This window comes from Methylobacterium sp. Ger2507 (assembly GCF_055231875.1).
On record NZ_JBUYVC010000001.1, the window covers coordinates 952809 to 969064 of the forward strand.

Here is a 16256-nt window from a genome sequence, read left to right on the forward strand (position 1 = left end):
CGCCGCCAGGACAGGTCCGCCCGCATGACCGAGACGCCCGCACGTTCCGCTGCCTCCCGGCCCGTTCCGACCCTGGACGGTCTTGCGGGGATCGCGGAGCGCTACGACCTGATTCTCTGCGATGTCTGGGGCGTGCTGCATGACGGCACCAACGCCCATCCGGGGGCGAGCGACGCGCTGATGCGCTTTCGCGCCTTGCCGGAGGCGGGGCGGCCACGCCGGGTGGTGCTGGTCTCGAACGCGCCGCGCCCCTGGGCCGGCGTGCAGGCGATCCTCGACGGGTTCGGCGTGCCCCGCGCCGCCTACGACGCCATCCTGACCTCCGGCGACCTCACCCGCAGCCTGATCGCGGCCCATCCGGGCGAGCGCCTGCACCATCTCGGGCCGGAGCGCGACGCCACGATCTTCGACGGGCTCGACGTGAAGCTGGTCGATGTGGCGGCGGCCGACCGCGTGGTCTGCACCGGCCTGTTCGACGACACCTGCGAGACCGCCGAGGATTACCGCGCGACGCTGGAGGCCATGCGGGCGCGGGCGGTGCCGATGATCTGCGCCAATCCCGATCTCGTGGTCGAGCGCCGGGGTGAGCTCGTCCCCTGCGCGGGCCTGATCGCGGAAGCCTATGAAGGCCTCGGCGGCGCCGTCACCTACGCGGGCAAGCCCCATCGTCCCGTCTACGAGGCGGCCCTGACGCTGGCGGGCGGCCTCGACGGGCGCGTGCCGCCGGAACGCGCCCGGGTGCTCGCGGTCGGCGACGCGCTGCGCACCGACATCGCGGGGGCGGCGGCCTACGGCATTCCCAGCCTGCTGGTGGCGCGCGGCATCCATGCGGAGGAGCTTGGGGTCTCGGCCGCGCACGCGAGCCTCGGCGACATCGCCGACTGGCTCGATCGTCAGGCTGTCCGGCCGGATGCGGTGATCGAGCGCCTGGTCTGGTGATCCTGGTCTGGTATCAGGCGAACAGGGCGTCGATCTCGTCCTGGGCGACGGCCGGGCCGTTGATCTGCGGTCCGTTGAGGATGAGGAGTTCGCGGCGGACCCGGCGCTCCACCTCCTCCGGATCGATGCCGCCCTTGTCCTTGGCCTTGACGGCGCTGGCGAAGCGCGAGAGCCGGCTCTCGAGCTGATGCAGAGCCTCCACCACCTTGGCGATGCGCTGGCCGGTGATGTCCTGGAAGGTGCAGGCCTCGAAAATGTCGTTCATGCGCGCCTCGACGGTGGCGCGGTAGTTCTTGTCGTCGGGCAGGCCGAGGATCTCCTCGGCCGTGTTCATGATGGAATTGGTGGCGCCCGCCGTGGCGGCCACCACGCTGCCGAGTTCCTCATGGGCCATCGGCAAGCGGTCGCGGGTGAGTTCGTTGGCCCGGAGCGCGGCGATCTCGTTGCGCAGGTGCGCGATGTAATCCGCGATTTCGACCAGTTCGCGGATCAGTGATGGCTTGTCCGGCGAGGAATTCGCTTTGCGCGCCTGCTTGGCGAGTGGCATGGTCCCTTGCTCCCCCCTTACGGTGTGCGTCGGCGATCGATCAGGCGCCGCAGACCGCTTCGATCTTGCTCTTCAGCGTGGCGGCGTTGAACGGCTTGACGATGTAGTTGTTCACGCCGGCCTTCTTGGCGGCAATGACGTTCTCGGTCTTCGACTCGGCGGTGACCATGATGAACGGCGTGGTGCGCAGGGCTTCGTCGGCACGGACGTGGCGCAGCAGCTCGTAGCCCGTCATCGGCTCCATGTTCCAATCGGAGATGACGAGGCCGTATTTGCGGTTCTTCAGGCGGGCCAGGGCGGCGGTGCCGTCGGAGGCGTCGTCGACCTCTTCGAAGCCGAGCTGCTTGAGCAGGTTGCGGATGATACGGACCATCGTCTGATAATCGTCGACGACGAGGATCGGCATGCCGAGATCGAGGGCCATGAGTCGGTGTGCTCCGTCAGGGGAGGGCCGGCGCGGGGCACGGAACTCCGGGAATGTGCCGGAACGCCAAGCTTAGGGCGCTCCTTGGCGAGCAAACTACGCAGCATCGCATTGCGAAGCGGTTAACTGCCCGCGCGTCGTATCTTGTCGTCCGGCTTCGTCGTGGCCCCGAGCTGCTCTGCGGCGCTGCGATAGACCGGGCTGTCCTTGACAAGGCCGTCCCGCTCGCCCCCATGCGGGCGGCATGTCCGCCCCTCCGTCCGATACCGGTTCCCCGCCGTCCAGCCTCGACGCGTTCGCCCGCGAGACCCTGGCCGATCTCGAGGCCCGCGCCCTGCGCCGCCGGCTGATCGACACCGCGCGCGGCCCCGGCGTCACCGCCCGACGGAGCGGCCGGACCCTGGTGTCGTTTTCCTGCAACGATTATCTCGGGCTCTCCGACGACCCCCGGGTGATCGCCGCCGGCCAGGCGGCCCTGGCGCGCTACGGAGCCGGGGCCGGGGCCTCGCGCCTCGTCACCGGCAACCACCCCCTGCTGGGCGCGCTGGAAGCCCGGCTCGCCGCCCACAAGGGCAAGGCCGCCGCCCTGGTCTTCGGCAGCGGGTACATGGCCAATCTCGGCATCGTGCCGGCCCTGGCGGGCGCCCGGGACCTGGTCCTGATCGATGCGCTCGGCCATTCCTGCCTGTTCGCGGGGGCGCAGGTCTCGGGTGCCACGATGCTGCGCTTCCGCCACAACGACGTCGGCCACCTGCGGGACATCCTGGTCGCGCGGAGGGGCCGCCACGGGCGCGCGCTGATCCTCACCGAGCGGGTGTTCAGCATGGACGGCGACCGGGCTCCCCTGGACGCTCTCCTGGAGGTCGCCGCGGCCCACGATGCCTGGACGCTGGTGGACGATGCCCACGGCCTCGGCGTGGTGGAGGCGGGCGCCCGTGCGCCCCTGGAAATGGGCACCCTGTCCAAGGCGCTGGGCTCCTATGGCGGCTATCTCTGCGCCTCGCGCGAGGTCATCGACCTCATGACGAGCCGGGCCCGCAGCTTCGTCTACACCACCGGCCTGCCGCCCGCCTCGGCCGCGGCCGCCCTGTGCGCGCTGGACATCATCGAGGCGGAGCCCGAGCGCGCCGCCCGACCCCTGGTCCTGGCGCGCCGCTTCACGGCGCGGCTCGGACTGCCCGAGGCGACGAGCCCGATCGTGCCCGTCCATGTCGGGACGGCGGAAGCGGCGCTCGCCCTCTCGGCCGCCCTGGAGGCGCGCGGCTTCCTCGTCGTCGCGATCCGGCCGCCGACGGTGCCGGCCGGCACCGCCCGGCTGCGCGTGGCCTTCTCGGCCGCGCACGACACGGCGCAGGTCGACGCCCTCGCGGATGCTCTCGCCGAGGCTCTCGCGGATGCCCAACTCGGCCTCGCGCCCGACCGGCCGCCGGCCTGAGGCGTCCGGCCGAACCCTGCAGCGGGGCTTCGGCAAGGCCCGCCGCGCCGGAAACGCCATCGGCCTGTCGCGCTGGCCTCGTGCTCGACGCCGATGCCCGGCAGCCTGCCAGGGGGCACCATCGAGAGCCGGCTGACGCTCTATGCCTGCCCCGCCGTGCCGGTCTCGGGAATTACGGCGCCGGCCCTTGCCGTCCAAACCTTTCCCTCGATGAGCCCGCCTTGCCGCGTCTTCCACCGTGGCACGCTCCGGGCGCCGGAAGCCTTGCCGCCGCTGACGGATCGCGCTAGGCAAACCCGGCGTGTCCGGCGCGGGTGCGGTCCTGGAGATCGTCTCGGACACCGAAACGCAAGCTGTCCCAACGGCTTGGGCCTGTAGCTCAATGGTTAGAGCCGACCGCTCATAACGGTCTGGTTGCAGGTTCGAGTCCTGCCGGGCCCACCACCGACGGCCTTTCCGGTCCATCCTGGGCCGATGCGAGAACAGGTCTGGTCGAACACGCGGCCTGAGGCTGCCTCGATTCCCCCTTGTAGGACACCCTTGGACCCCATCGCCCGGCGCGTCGTGCCGGATGGGGCTGTCCCGGGCATGAGCGCCCAGGCGCCACGGAAGAGGATGTCCGCCGGAGCGAAGTCGATACCGAGTAGTATGCCTCGGCGGCAATGTCCTTATTCGGACCCTTGCCGGCACTACAATAACGTTAAATTACATGTGTTAATTTACGAATATCTACCATCAATATCTCTAATATATTTGAAAACTTATACCGAACAACAACTCGTCTATCAGTGGCAGATCAGCAACGCTTTGGTTTGACCGCAGTTTTGCGTTTCGGCATCTATCGATTTCATTAAGATATATGTTCATAGAGTCCGTATAGGACGTCTCGCGGGCGGGGTGTTGATCGGCTCTGCAAGATGTCGGCTCCAGATCGGGCTGCGGCGACCGGATCGACATGGAACGCCGAACGGAACCTGGAGAATTGGACCATGCGCGCGTCGCGCCGTGAATTTATGACTTGGGTCACCGCGAGCGGTATTTCGCTCAGCCTGTCCCGCCTCGCCGCCGCCCAGGAGCCCAGCTTCGCCGCCCGCGAGACCTTGCCGGGCCGGAACCACTGGAATCCCGCCTCCGGCGGCCTCGGTCGCATCGACGGCAGCCCGAAGGTGACGGGAGCGAAGCTCTATGCTTCGGATTTCCGCGCCGCCGACATGCCGGGCTGGCCGCAGACCACCTCCCACGCCCTGCTGGTGCGGGCGCCGGACGCGTCCCGCGTCTATCTCGGCCTCGATCTCGCCCGCCTCGACGGGCCGCTCAAGCCCCATGTGGTGGTGACGGCGGATGACGTGGCCAAGGCAAATCTCACGGTTCCGGACTTCTATGCCGGCGACCTGTTCTGTCCGGTGGGCAAGACGCCGCTCTATCTCGGCCAGCCCCTCGCGATGCTGATCTTCGACAGCTTCGACGCCTTCGACCGGGCCCGCCTCGCCTTCCGCGACGGCACCCTGGTCCAGTTCGGCGACGAGACCGGTCCGGTCGAGGGCGAGAATTACGGCGCCTTCCGCTTCACCCGCGTCGCCGGCCCGACCCCGCAATCGCCCGACGTCTACTCGCCGATCCTGGCCGGATGGGTCAGTCCGGGCCGCATGCAGCATTCGCCCCTGCCGGTCTGGGAACCCTACGCCCGGGAGACCTCGAAGCCCTACGGCAAGGCGGCCCGTTACGGCGAGGCCATCCGCGCCGAGCTGACGGGGGGCGACCCGGACCTGCTGGTGCTCGACCGGCGCTTCGAGACCCAGTCGGTCGACCCGATGTTCCTCGAAACCGAGAGCGGCCTCGGCTGGTACGACGGCCGGAGCCGCAAGCTCGAACTGGTGCTCGGCATCCAGTCGCCCTACGAGGGCGCCGAGGCCATCGCCACCCTGCTGAGCAAGGCCAAGGCCGCGTTCAAGCCCAAGCACATCGAGGCTGATTTCGCCTATATGGGCGGCGGTTTCGGCGGGCGCGACCACACCCCCTTCATCCTCTACGTCACCCTGGCGGCGATCTTCTTCCCCGGCCGCCCGGTGCGCCTGGCGCATGATCGCTTCCAGCAGTTCCAGGGCGGTATCAAGCGCCACGCCTTCAAGATGCACACGCGGATGGGGATCAGCCGCAAGACCGGCAAGATCACGGCCTTCGCGGCCGACCACGTCCTCGACGGCGGCGGCCTCCAGAACTTCTCGACCAACGTCGCCACGGTGGCGGCGGCGGCGGCCATCGGCATCTACGACATCCCGAAGGTCGACGTCACCACGGTGGCCCTGCACAGCCGCGGCGTGACGGCCGGCTCGATGCGCGGCTACGGCACCGTGCAGACCATGACGGCGCTCGAAACCCTGATCGACGAGGCCGCCGCGGCGCTGCCGCTCGATCCGATCGAGTTCCGCCGCCGCAACGCCCTGGCCCCCGACGGCCGCACCATGATGGGCAATCGCTACACCGTCTCGGTGCGGACGCTGGAACTTCTCGACAAGCTCGAGGCGCATCCGATCTGGACGGCGCGGGCGGCGGAGAAGGCCCGGCCGAAGCGCGACGGCGTCGTCGTCGGCACCGGCGTCGCCTGCGTCACCAAGGATTACGGCACCGGCGCCGACTGCTCCATGGGCCGCATCGAGATCGACCCCCAGGGCCGCATCTCGATCGCCTGCGATCAGCCCGAGATGGGTAACGGCATGGGCACCGCGCTGGCGAGCCGGGTCGCGATCCACATCGGCGGCCTCGCCGACGAGGTCGCCCTCGGCCAGCTCGACGCCTTCGGCGCCCTGGCGCTGGTCACCTCCGGCAATTCGTACACGATGGATCAGGCGACGCAGGACGCCGTCGAGAAGAACAGCCGCTGGGTTCCGGCCATCAGCTCGGCCACCGCGGCCTCGAACGGCGCCCATGTGGGCACCCACGCGGCGGCCGAGGCGGCCCGCGTCATCTTCCGGTTCGGCCTGTGGCCGGCGGCCCTCGCGCTGTGGAAAATTCCGGCCACCGACCACCGGGCCGAGCAATGGGCCGAGGCGCGGTGGCAGGAGGGCCGTCTGGTCTTCGCCGACCTGCCGCCGCTGTCCCTGCCGGATCTCGCGGCCAAGGCCCATGCGGCCCGGCTGGTGACCGGGGCGATGACCCACTGCTTCTCGCGGTGGGCCTTCGCCAGCGCCACCTTCCCGATCCAGGACAAGCGCTATCGCGCCGAGGCGGACGCCCTCGCGGTCCGCCACGGCGCCGGCCCGTTCGAACGGGTCGCCCGCGTCGCCGTCGCGTTCCCGCCCACCAGCAACAACCGGATCGGCACCACCTTCGGAGCCCAGTGCGGCACCGTCGTGCGCGTCGAGATCGATCGGACCAGCGGGGCGATCCGGATCGCCAAGGCCTATTCGGTGGTGGAATGCGGCCGCGCCCTGGTCCCAGAAGTGGTGCGGGGCCAGGCCCAGGGCGGCTTCGCGATGGGCGTCGGCTACACCCTGCTGGAGACCCTGCCGCTCTACGAGGGCGGCCCCGGCAACGGCCAGTGGAATCTCGGCCAGTACGTGGTGGCCCGTGGATCGGACCTGCCGCTGCACGATCTCGAGATCGAATTGCTGCCGCCGGTCTCCGCCGACGAGCCGCCCAAGGGCATCGCCGAAGTGGTCATGATCCCCGTCGTGCCCGCCATCCTCAATGCCATCTTCGACGCGACCGGCCACCGCTTCTACTCGCTTCCGGTCACCCCCACCATGCTCAAGGGAGCCCTGGCGTGACGGCACTGGTCATCACCATCAACGGTCGGGTCCATGGTCCGACGGAGGTCCGCGACGACCTCACCATGAACGACTTCCTGCGCGAATATCTCGGGATGACGGGCACCAAGTTCGGCTGCGGCGCGGCGCAGTGCCTGAGCTGCGCCATCATCGTCGATGAACCGGACGGGACGAGTTCCACCAGCCCGACCTGCATCGTCCCGGCCGTGAGCTTCAACGGCAAGACGATCCGCACGGTCGAGGGGCACGCCAAGGGCGACGAGCTCAGCGTGCTGCAGAAGGCCTTCATCCACCACTTCGCGTTCCAGTGCGGATACTGCACGCCGGGCTTCCTCAACGAGGGCCAGGTGCTGCTCGAGCGTCTGGCCCGGACGCCGGTGGCCCGGGCGGACGTGGAATCCACCATCGCCGAAGCCCTCGACGGCCATCTCTGTCGCTGCACCGGTTACGTCAAATATCACGAGGCGGTCCGCTCCGTGATCCTGGCCGAACCCCAGCGCTACCTCCTCTGAAAGCCCGGCCGATGACCTTTTCCCTCCGGACCCGCGGCCTCGCCGCGGCGGCCGTCCTCGCCGTGTGCCTGGTGCGGGTCGATGCGGCCGAGCCGGTTCCGGCCGGCCGGCTCGCCCCGCCGCAGAGCTTCGACGCGATCGCCGACACCCACACGCGCTCGGCGGCGATCTTCACCGAACTCGGCAAGGTCCTGACCAGTCCCCGCTGCACCAACTGCCATCCGGCCGGTGACCGGCCCCGGCAGGGCGACCACAGCCGGCCCCACCAGCCGCCGGTGTTCCGCGGGCCCGACGGCTTCGGCACCGCGTCGATGCGTTGCGGGAGCTGCCACGGCGCCGCCAATTTCGAGCCCGGACGGATGCCGGGGCATTCCGACTGGCACCTCGCCCCGCGCTCGATGGCCTGGGAGGGCAGAAGCGTCGCCGAGATCTGCGAGCAGATCAAGGATCCGGCGCGCAACGGCCAGCGCAAGGTGGAGGACCTCCTGCACCACATCGGCCAGGACACCCTGGTCGGATGGGCCTGGGCGCCCGGATACGGCCGGACGCCGGCGCCCGGGACGCAGGCCGAGGCCGGTGCCCTGGTGGCGGCCTGGATCGTCAGCGGCGCCGCCTGTCCGCTGAAATAGGGCCGGATCGCGCGGGCTCGCGGCCCGGCATCGAACGCCCTCGTTCACCGAATACCCTGCCCCGGCGGTCTGTCGAAGCGATCGCGCGGCGGCAGGCTTCGCAACGCATGCGACCCGTGCCCGGCGCCCGGGCCGGGTTCATGGTGCGCCCGGCGACGATCGGCCGGCTGGATGCGAGGGCGGAGCGGCGAGATCAACCACGACCGCGACGAGCCCGGCTCGACCGCTGTCGGCCCGCGCTGCGGCGCGGCGGCGCACAGGCGCCGAACCGGCGAGCCCGACCGATGGGGCGGCTTATCGGGACTTGGACATTCACGGGAGAGACGTCGATGCTTACGTGTGCGGCCCGCCGGGGCCTGCTTCTGGCCTGCCGCGGGCATGTCCGTATCAGGCTCGGCCGTGCCGGCCTTGGCCTCGCGGGTCTTGGCCTCGCAGGTCTTGGCCTCGCAGGTCTTGGCCTCGCAGGTCTTGGCCTCGCGGGGTTCGGCCTCATCGGAACCGCGTCGGCCGCGGACGGGCCCGCAGCGCCTGCGCCGCCCGTGGGGCCGGTCGCGGCACCGCCCGCGCCCTCGCTCTTCAGCTTCTCCGACACCATCATCAGCTACCGGTTCCAGGGGCCGTCCGCCGAGCCCGGGATCAGCGTCCAGGGTCCGGACGGCCGGCGCGAGCCCCGCGCGGTGCCCAAGAACGTGGTCAACCTGTTCCACGCCAATACCTGGACCTACGGCACCAACCTGCTCTCCCTCGACATCCTGCGCTCGGGGTCCCAGGACCCGGCGGGCGACAAGTTCGGCAACTTCCCCGGCGTCGGCGCGACCGAGTTCTACCTGATCTACCGGGGCGTCCTCAGCGGGAACCAGATCTTCGACACCGACGCCTTCAGCATCCCGGGCCTCGTCAAGGATATCGGGCTGTCCTTCGGGGCGGACATCAACACCAAGGACACGACCTTCGATTCCGAGAAGCGCGCCGGCACCTTCGGCCTCAATTTCGCGTTCGACGTGCCGGCCGGATACGTGAATCTCAAGGTCCAGGCCTACAAGGAGTTCTCGCGCAACGGCTTCGCGGTGGGCCGCTTCCGCAGCGTCGAATACCGGATGACGCCGGAATTCGAGCTGACCTATGCGCTGCCCCTGAGCTTCACCGGGCTGCCCCTGTCGCTCGCCGGCTTCAACACCGTGATCCTGCCCAAGGGCCGCTACGGACGCATCAACGAGAACGAGACCCAGGTCGAGTTCGTGTCGCAGACCAACCTGGTGCTGGATGTCGGCCAGCTCGTCGCCGGCACGCCCCACCGCTTCGAGGTGTTCGCCGGCTTCCAGTACTGGCACAACAAGTTCGGCGGCGATCCGCGCCGGACCATCAACACCGAGGAGAAGGCGCTGATCGCGGGCGTGTCGTATCACCTGCCGTGAGAGGATGTCCCGTCCGACGGTGCGTCTCCGGAGCGTCGGGCGCCAAAATCACGGATGCTTGGATCACGGATGCTTGGATCACGCAGGCTTGGATCACGCAGGCTTGGATCACGCAGGCTTGGATCACGACTGCGAAGATCGCCGGGCGGGAAGCCGAAGCGCCGGCGGAAGGCGCGGTTGAAGGTCGGCACGTCGGTGAAGCCGCAGCCATACGCGATGGTGGCGATCTTCAGGCCGTCGTTGTCCGGCGAGGCCAGGTGGCGGTAGGCATGGGTCAGGCGCGCGGTCCGGATCTCCGCCGCGATGCCCTCGGTCTCGGCAAAGGCCCGGTAGAGCTGGGTTCGCGACAGCCCGAGCGCCGTGTGGATCTCCCGCGGGCAGAGGCCCGGGTCGTGCAGCCGCCGCTCGATCTGCGCCCGCGCCAGGGAGATCACCGCATCCCGCGACAGCTCCCTCCGCGACCGGCCGGTCGCCTCCGGGACGAGGCTCCGCAGCAGGTGCAAGAGGCTGTCCAGGGCCGCGTCCGCCTCGTCGTGGGACATCGCCCGCACCGAGGTCGCGAAGGCGCGGAACTGCGGCGCGAAGGCGGATGTCGCGGGTCGGCTCGCCAGAATCCGCCCCGAGAGGGCATCGGCATCGCCGAACCACGCCTCGAACATCCGGCGCGGTACGGCGATGCGGAGTTCCTCGTAGGCGTTCTGGGAGCCGGCCATGAAGGGCCGGTTCCGGACCAGGAAGCTGATGTCGCCGGCGGCGATCCGCCCGCCGCGGTCGTGCTGCTCCTGGTAGCCGATCCCGTCGAGGGCCAGGGCGATGGCGACCTGCTCGGGGGCGTTCCGGTCGATATGGCCGCTGCCGAACCGCAAGCCCACCGGCGAACTCGCCGTGTGCGTCAGCGCCCAGTCCGCCGCGGCCACGGCCAGCCGCCTGGCCTGGAAGGGCGCCCGCGCCTGGACCCGCTCCACGTCGCCGAAGGGCGCCAGCGCGGTGGCGCGCCAGAACGCGAACGCCTGACGGGGTTCGACGCAGGTCGTCGTTTCGATGACGCTGGGAACCACTGCCGGCCGAGACATCCTCAACGCTCCGATCGCGTGGGGGTGCCGGCCCGGAGCCGGCGCGATTTCCACGGGTGTCGCGTTCCATAGCCGAACGCGACGCGGCCCGGCAGGTCCAATTGTTGGAAACCGACCTGTACCCGTCCGAGCCTGTTGACTCCGCCCAAGACTGGTCGCTCTCAAGATCCGCCACACGTGCGCCCGGCGAAAACAAGACTAGAGCCCGCAACGGCGCGCCTCATTCACGGGGCGCCACACCGGAAATTAACGCGCCCGGTGGTTCCTGTCGGGCGCACGCATCGCCCGGCGCTCCGTCGGCCCGCCGCTTCCACGGACGCTTCCCGCATGAATCCCTACCTGCTCCTCGCCTTCGCGATCAGCGCCGAAGTGACCGCGACGCTGGCCCTCAAGGCCGCCGACGGGCTGACCCGGCCGGTGCCGACCGTGATCATGGTGGTGGGCTACGGCACCGCCTTCTGGCTGATGTCGAACAGCATGAACATGCTGCCGATCGGCGTCGTCTACGCGATCTGGGCCGGGGTCGGCATGGTCGGGGCGGCCCTCGGCGGCGCCCTCCTGTTCGATGAGCCCATCACCCTGTCGATGATGGCCGGCATCGCGGTGATCGCCGTGGGCGTGACCATCCTGGCCTCGGGCCAGAGCGCGGCCCACTGATCCGCTTTCAACCCCCGAACATGGGGTCCTCCTCCCGCACGAAGGGCTGTCCTCCGGTGCTTTTTCACCCCGAGCGCGGCCCGCGGTCCCGCCCCCACCGCGCGGGGCGCCCGGCCCTGGCCCTGAAGATCGGGCTCGTGGCGGCCGGGCTCCTGAGCGCCGTCGCCTGGGCGGCCACGGCCCTCCTCGGCGTGCCGAATCCCATCACCCTGGTGGCCCTCACCGTCCTCGAGCCCTCGGCCGTCGAACCCTGGTTCGCGCGCCGGCCGGTGCCGGCGGCGGCGACCCCGCGGGTCCTGCCGGTCCGGCTCCGCCCAATCCTCGACCCTGTGCCGTGGAAGGGCGGGCGGGTCTCCCTGGCCGAGATGCTGGCCGCGACCCACACCAATGCACTCCTGGTCACGCAGAACGGCATCCTGGTCCACGAATGGTATCGGCCCGGCTTCGACGGGGCGACGCGCTTTCCGTCCTGGTCGGTGGCGAAATCGGTGGTCTCGCTCCTGGTCGGGCAGGCGATCACGAAGGGGCAGCTCGCCGAGACGGACCGGGTCTCCGCCCTGCTTCCAGACCTGCGCCCGGATCTGCGCGACACCGCCGCCTTCGGCCGCATCACCGTCCGCGACCTCCTCGACATGACGAGCGGGCTCGCGGTGCCGGAGAACTACGATCCCTGGGACCCGCTGGTCGGCACGGCCGGGATGTACCTCACCCGCGACCTCCCGGCCTTCGTGCGGGACCACGCCCGCCTGTCGTCCCGGCCCGGCAGCAAGGGCCAGTACCGCAGCATCGACACCGAGGTGCTCGGGCTGATTCTGGTCGAGATCCAGGGCCGGCCCCTGGCCGACATCCTGTCGGAGCAGATCTGGAAACCGATGGGGGCCGAGGCGGAGGCGACCTGGAATCTCGACCGGCCCGGCGGGACCGAGAAGGCGTTCTGCTGCCTCAATGCCGTCGCCCGCGACTTCGCCCGCCTGGGGCTGATGGTGGCCGATCACGGCCGGGTGGGAGCGACGCGCATCGTGGCGCCGGGCTGGATCGAACGGATCGAGACGCCGGCCCGGCAGGAGGTCGACGGCTGGCCCTACTCGGCGCAGTGGTGGCACGTTCCGAACGGCGACGAGGACATCTCCGCCATCGGGGTCTACGGCCAGTACGTCTACATCAATCGCGACACCGGCACGGTGATCGTCAAGCTCAGCGACCACGGCGCGGAGCAGGACGAGGCCGACACCCTCGCGGTGATGCTCGCCCTCGCGCGCGACCTCGCCCGACCCGGCCCGACGGCCAGGCCGTCCCCCGAATGAGACGCAGGGCCCCACTCCGGCGGAGCGCGGAACCGTGCCAGCCTTGTGCGCGACCGCGATCCTCGACGCCGTGCCGAAGCGGCATTGGATAACAAGCGTGGCGGGGATTTAGAAGCGAGCCGCAACGCCACCCATGATCGTGCGTGGAAGACCTGGAGTGGCGTAGCGGTTCTGAAACGCCCGGTCATAGAACGTCTCGTCGAAGAGGTTGTCGACGTTCAGGTAGACTCTGACGCCCGGCGTAATCTGATAATACGAGATCAAGTTGAAGACCGTGTATTCGGGAAGCTTGAAGGTCGACAAAGCCGTCCCGGCAACGCGTTGCCCGGCAAAACTGACGCCCCCGCCGAGCCCGAGACCCCGAAGGTCGCCGCTCTGGAACTCGTAGACGCTTTGCACGGAAAAGCTGTTCTCGGGGATATTCGCCAGCCGCGTCCCGACAGGAAGCGCGTTGTCACGGCTCACGGCCGCGTCGACATACGCGTAGGTGCCGATCACGCGCCAGCCCGGCGCCAGATAGCCCGCGAAACTCAGGTCGAAGCCACGGCTGCGGACCTCGCCTGCGGCCACGCTGAAGTTCACGTCGAGCGGGTCCGTTGTCAGGACGTTGGTCCGCTTGATGTCGAACACGGCCGCCGTGGCACTCAGGCGACCGTCGAGCAGGGTGAATTTGGCACCGGCCTCGACGCCCTCGCCCTCCTGGAACGCGAAGGGTCGGCCGGTCCGGTCCGCACCGGTGTTGGGCCGAAACGAGCGCGAGTAATTGCCGTAGACGGAGACCGTGTCGAAGAGGTCGTAGACCAAGCCGAGACGGGGGGTCGCAGCGGTACCCTGCAGGCGCGTGGTCCGATTGTTGAGGAAGGAGGTCGAGACGAGGCCGATGTCTTCCACGCGCACGCCAACCAGTGCGTGGAGGCGCGGCGTGATGTCGATCTGGTCCTGGATGTAGCCGGCGAAGCTCTGCGTGTTCTCCAGCAGGTTGCTGACGGAGGCCGTGAGTGGGGGCAGGCGCTGGCCGTACTGAGGGGTCAAGAGATCGAGGAAGAACGGGTTGGTCGTCGCGTTCGAGCGGTTGAAGACCTCACGGTAGCGATAGCTGTCATAGTCCAGGCCCGTCAGCAGTGTGTGGCGAAACGGACCCGTCTCGAATTTGCCCGCGAGGTTCACCTGCAGGTCGAGATCGGACCAGGTCAGGTCACGCCGCTCGAACGTGCGCCGCAGGGTCCGTCCGTCGGCAAGGACGCCGATGGCCCCCGCACCGTCGCCGGCGAGATTGCCGGCCAGCACCTGCGCCCCGGCGCTGACCACCCAGTTCGGGTCGAGCCGATGCTCGATGCGCAGTTGGCCGAGGGCGTTGTCGTTGCGAACCGGGGCGATCCCCGGTTCCCCGATGAAGCGGGTCCTTGGGAGGGCACGGAGGTTGCCGGCGATGGGCACGACGCCGCGGTCGAAGGTCTGGCTGGTGCTGATGAGCTCCCCTTCGAGGGTGACGGTCGTGTCGGCGGTCGGCTTCCAGGCTATGACAGGCGCGAGGTAGTAACGGTCGCCGCGCACGAAGTCGCGGAAGCTGCCGTTGTCCTCAACGGCACCCGTGATGCGGGCGAGGACCTTGCCGTCCTCATCGAGGGCGCCTGTCGCATCGAACGTGCTGCGCTTGAGGTTGTAGCTGCCGTACTGCGTACCGATGGCGAAGCTGCGCTCGGCCAGCGGTTGCTTGGTGACGATGTTGAAGGTGCCGCCCGGATCGCCACGCCCGTACAGGAACGCTGATGGACCCTTGAGAACCTCGATGCGCTCGATGGAAGCGACATCGGGCGAATTCGGGAATCCTCGATTGATCGGAAATCCGTTGCGGTAGTATTCGCCGGTGGCAAAGCCCCGGATCGTGAACTCGGTCAGGCCCAAGCCTGCAAAATTGTTGGCGCGACCGACTCCGGCCAGGTCGAGAGCCGTGTCGACACGTGTGGCGGCTGCGTCTTCGAGCACCTGGTTCGGTACGACCACCACCGTTTGTGGCACCTCACGCAGCGGCGTGTCCGTGCGGGTCGCACTGATGCTGTCCTTGGCAAGATAGCCATCGACCTTGAGAAGTGAGCCGCCATTGCCCGCGACAGCAAGTTCTTCGAGTTGCACCGCCTGAGCTGCGTCCGTGGCGGGCTGAGCTTGGGTCGAATTCGATCCAAGGCCGATCACTGAAACAAGGGATGTCATCGAAAGGACAGCAGTCGATGCCACGCGAGCACCGTGGGACTTCTTATTCTTGATGGAGGGTGCCACGGACGCATACCAAAACTAACTCGGAGGCTGTGCGTTACGAGGCAGAAACATTTCCGGTCAACCTGGTCAGATCGAACTTCCAAGACGAAGACTTACATTCATTTCAATCTCGCTCTGTTGCTTTTTAAAAAGGTTCTAAATCAACCGACATCGCTGTGCCGTTGTGGCGCACGGGCCACATGAGCATGCCTGGCACCATCGGCGAGGCCCCCGGATCAGGCGAAGAGCGTCAGCGCACGCCCATCGCCCACCGGCCCGACGGCCAGGCCGTCCCCCGAATGAGACGCAGGGCCCCACTCCGGCGGAGCGGTGCCGATCCAAATCCTCGACGCTGCCGGTCAGAACTCGACGGTTGCGATGGAGCCTGACGGTTTGAGGCGGGTGGATAGCGGACCATGGCTCTCGATGCGGAAGCTGATGGCCCGGCGCCGCCCCGACCCGGACGCTCACCAACGCCGTCGCGGCGATCGAAACCTGCCGTTCGAGCCCGTGGCAAACGATTGACCGAGGCTGGTACGCCGTACACGGTCTGACACTCGAGGGTTGTGAGAATCACGAGCGCGTGCCGAATGACCATCGTTGATGCGCATATCGCGTCTTGGCGTCATGCGCCCTTTGCCGGGTGGGCGACGGGAGAGGCGTGGGATGTCATCCCCGGCTTGGCTGGCATGGTCGCGAGACTTCTGAAGACCCTCGGCTCCGAGTACGAGATCGAGGGCGATATCGCCATCCATCGCACGACCAGGGTCGAGACCGGCGCCGTACTGAAAGGCCCTCTGATCGTTGGCCCGAAGTGTCTTATTGCTATGGGAAGCTTGATCAGAGGTGGATGCTGGCTCGACAGCGACTGCATCGTCGGACCCGGAGCCGAACTCAAGACGACCATCCTGTTTCGAGGGTCGAAGCTCGCCCATTTCAACTTCGTCGGCGACAGCATCCTTGGCCGGGATGTCAATCTCGAAGCGGGCTCGATCATTGCGAACTACCGGAACGAGTTGGCCGATCCCCGCCTCCGTATCGGCTATAACGGCACGACGCTCGAAGCGGACACGCTGAAGTTCGGCGCACTTGTGGGCGACGGATGTCGCATCGGCGCGAATGCGGTCGTTGCGCCCGGCGCCATCCTGGCTCCCGGAACGGTGGTCTCCCGCCTCGGATTGATCGATCAGCGCCCCGTTTCCTGAACGTCCCCAAAGCGGACCGGCGGATATCCGTCCCTCACGGCCATCGGTCACGGCCTGACCCAGCAGCCCGCAAGCGGAGATTTCCGAGGCCTG

The 16256-nt window shown here is 68.6% G+C and carries 13 protein-coding genes and 1 tRNA gene; 10 read left to right on the top strand and 4 right to left on the bottom strand.

Annotated elements, in window-relative coordinates; all coding sequences use genetic code 11:
• Nucleotides 1-24 precede the first annotated feature (24 nt).
• Nucleotides 25-939 (top strand): TIGR01459 family HAD-type hydrolase, encoded by a 915-nt coding sequence (locus ACV7NL_RS04495; protein ID WP_056485719.1) that lies wholly within the window; start codon nucleotides 25-27, stop codon nucleotides 937-939.
• Nucleotides 940-952: 13 nt separating this feature from the next.
• Here the strand turns inward: ACV7NL_RS04495 and ACV7NL_RS04500 are convergent, their stop codons facing one another.
• A complete protein-coding gene (locus tag ACV7NL_RS04500) occupies nucleotides 953-1486 on the bottom strand; it encodes a protein phosphatase CheZ (RefSeq protein WP_056187692.1) in 534 nt (177 codons plus the stop codon).
• Nucleotides 1487-1526: 40 nt separating this feature from the next.
• On the bottom strand, nucleotides 1527-1910 hold the full coding sequence (locus ACV7NL_RS04505) for a response regulator (protein WP_018046001.1): 384 nt from the start codon (nucleotides 1908-1910) through the stop codon (nucleotides 1527-1529).
• Nucleotides 1911-2154: 244 nt separating this feature from the next.
• Between ACV7NL_RS04505 and ACV7NL_RS04510 the strand changes: the two genes are divergently transcribed.
• From ACV7NL_RS04510 to ACV7NL_RS04535, 6 genes are all read left to right on the top strand, one after another.
• On the top strand, nucleotides 2155-3345 hold the full coding sequence (locus ACV7NL_RS04510) for an aminotransferase class I/II-fold pyridoxal phosphate-dependent enzyme (protein ID WP_056485722.1): 1191 nt from the start codon (nucleotides 2155-2157) through the stop codon (nucleotides 3343-3345).
• Nucleotides 3346-3713: 368 nt separating this feature from the next.
• Nucleotides 3714-3789: transfer RNA gene (locus ACV7NL_RS04515), tRNA-Ile, on the top strand.
• A 545-nt stretch (nucleotides 3790-4334) separates the two neighbouring features.
• Nucleotides 4335-7112, top strand: a complete 2778-nt coding sequence (locus ACV7NL_RS04520) for a xanthine dehydrogenase family protein molybdopterin-binding subunit (protein WP_463355041.1) — start codon at nucleotides 4335-4337, stop codon at nucleotides 7110-7112.
• Nucleotides 7109-7624, top strand: a complete 516-nt coding sequence (locus tag ACV7NL_RS04525) for a (2Fe-2S)-binding protein (RefSeq protein WP_056187700.1) — start codon at nucleotides 7109-7111, stop codon at nucleotides 7622-7624. The genes ACV7NL_RS04520 and ACV7NL_RS04525 overlap by 4 nt, the downstream gene beginning before the upstream one ends.
• 11 nt (nucleotides 7625-7635) lie before the next feature.
• A complete protein-coding gene (locus ACV7NL_RS04530; protein ID WP_463355042.1) occupies nucleotides 7636-8253 on the top strand; it encodes an Isoquinoline 1-oxidoreductase subunit in 618 nt (205 codons plus the stop codon).
• Nucleotides 8254-8582: 329 nt separating this feature from the next.
• Nucleotides 8583-9668, top strand: a complete 1086-nt coding sequence (locus ACV7NL_RS04535) for a hypothetical protein (RefSeq protein WP_463355043.1) — start codon at nucleotides 8583-8585, stop codon at nucleotides 9666-9668.
• Here ACV7NL_RS04535 and ACV7NL_RS04540 read toward each other — a convergent pair.
• Nucleotides 9656-10741 (bottom strand): helix-turn-helix domain-containing protein, encoded by a 1086-nt coding sequence (locus ACV7NL_RS04540; RefSeq protein WP_463355044.1) that lies wholly within the window; start codon nucleotides 10739-10741, stop codon nucleotides 9656-9658. The two genes, ACV7NL_RS04535 and ACV7NL_RS04540, sit on opposite strands and share 13 nt — an antisense overlap.
• A gap of 327 nt (nucleotides 10742-11068) precedes the next feature.
• Between ACV7NL_RS04540 and ACV7NL_RS04545 the strand changes: the two genes are divergently transcribed.
• Nucleotides 11069-11398: a DMT family transporter gene (locus ACV7NL_RS04545; RefSeq protein ID WP_056187707.1), complete on the top strand. Its 330-nt coding sequence runs from the start codon at nucleotides 11069-11071 to the stop codon at nucleotides 11396-11398.
• A gap of 56 nt (nucleotides 11399-11454) precedes the next feature.
• Nucleotides 11455-12702 (top strand): serine hydrolase domain-containing protein, encoded by a 1248-nt coding sequence (locus ACV7NL_RS04550; protein WP_463355045.1) that lies wholly within the window; start codon nucleotides 11455-11457, stop codon nucleotides 12700-12702.
• Nucleotides 12703-12810: 108 nt separating this feature from the next.
• Here ACV7NL_RS04550 and ACV7NL_RS04555 read toward each other — a convergent pair whose 3' ends face one another.
• Entirely contained in the window at nucleotides 12811-14913 is a 2103-nt protein-coding gene (locus ACV7NL_RS04555) for a TonB-dependent siderophore receptor (protein ID WP_463355046.1), read from the bottom strand.
• Between the two features lie 635 nt (nucleotides 14914-15548).
• On the opposite strand from ACV7NL_RS04555, the gene ACV7NL_RS04560 reads away from it, so the two are divergent.
• Nucleotides 15549-16163: an LbetaH domain-containing protein gene (locus ACV7NL_RS04560; protein WP_056187710.1), complete on the top strand. Its 615-nt coding sequence runs from the start codon at nucleotides 15549-15551 to the stop codon at nucleotides 16161-16163.
• The last annotated feature ends 93 nt before the right edge of the window (nucleotides 16164-16256 follow it).

Bases quoted from the DNA above. Each gene is read 5' to 3' on its own strand.
- ACV7NL_RS04545 (WP_056187707.1), top strand. From the start codon at position 11,069: ATGAATCCCTACCTGCTCCTCGCCTTCGCGATCAGCGCCGAAGTGACC.
- ACV7NL_RS04505 (WP_018046001.1), bottom strand. From the start codon at position 1,910: ATGGCCCTCGATCTCGGCATGCCGATCCTCGTCGTCGACGATTATCAG.
- ACV7NL_RS04555 (WP_463355046.1), bottom strand. From the start codon at position 14,913: ATGACATCCCTTGTTTCAGTGATCGGCCTTGGATCGAATTCGACCCAA.
- ACV7NL_RS04495 (WP_056485719.1), top strand. From the start codon at position 25: ATGACCGAGACGCCCGCACGTTCCGCTGCCTCCCGGCCCGTTCCGACC.
- ACV7NL_RS04535 (WP_463355043.1), top strand. From the start codon at position 8,583: ATGCTTACGTGTGCGGCCCGCCGGGGCCTGCTTCTGGCCTGCCGCGGG.
- ACV7NL_RS04530 (WP_463355042.1), top strand. From the start codon at position 7,636: ATGACCTTTTCCCTCCGGACCCGCGGCCTCGCCGCGGCGGCCGTCCTC.
- ACV7NL_RS04510 (WP_056485722.1), top strand. From the start codon at position 2,155: ATGTCCGCCCCTCCGTCCGATACCGGTTCCCCGCCGTCCAGCCTCGAC.
- ACV7NL_RS04540 (WP_463355044.1), bottom strand. From the start codon at position 10,741: ATGTCTCGGCCGGCAGTGGTTCCCAGCGTCATCGAAACGACGACCTGC.
- ACV7NL_RS04560 (WP_056187710.1), top strand. From the start codon at position 15,549: ATGACCATCGTTGATGCGCATATCGCGTCTTGGCGTCATGCGCCCTTT.
- ACV7NL_RS04500 (WP_056187692.1), bottom strand. From the start codon at position 1,486: ATGCCACTCGCCAAGCAGGCGCGCAAAGCGAATTCCTCGCCGGACAAG.
- ACV7NL_RS04520 (WP_463355041.1), top strand. From the start codon at position 4,335: ATGCGCGCGTCGCGCCGTGAATTTATGACTTGGGTCACCGCGAGCGGT.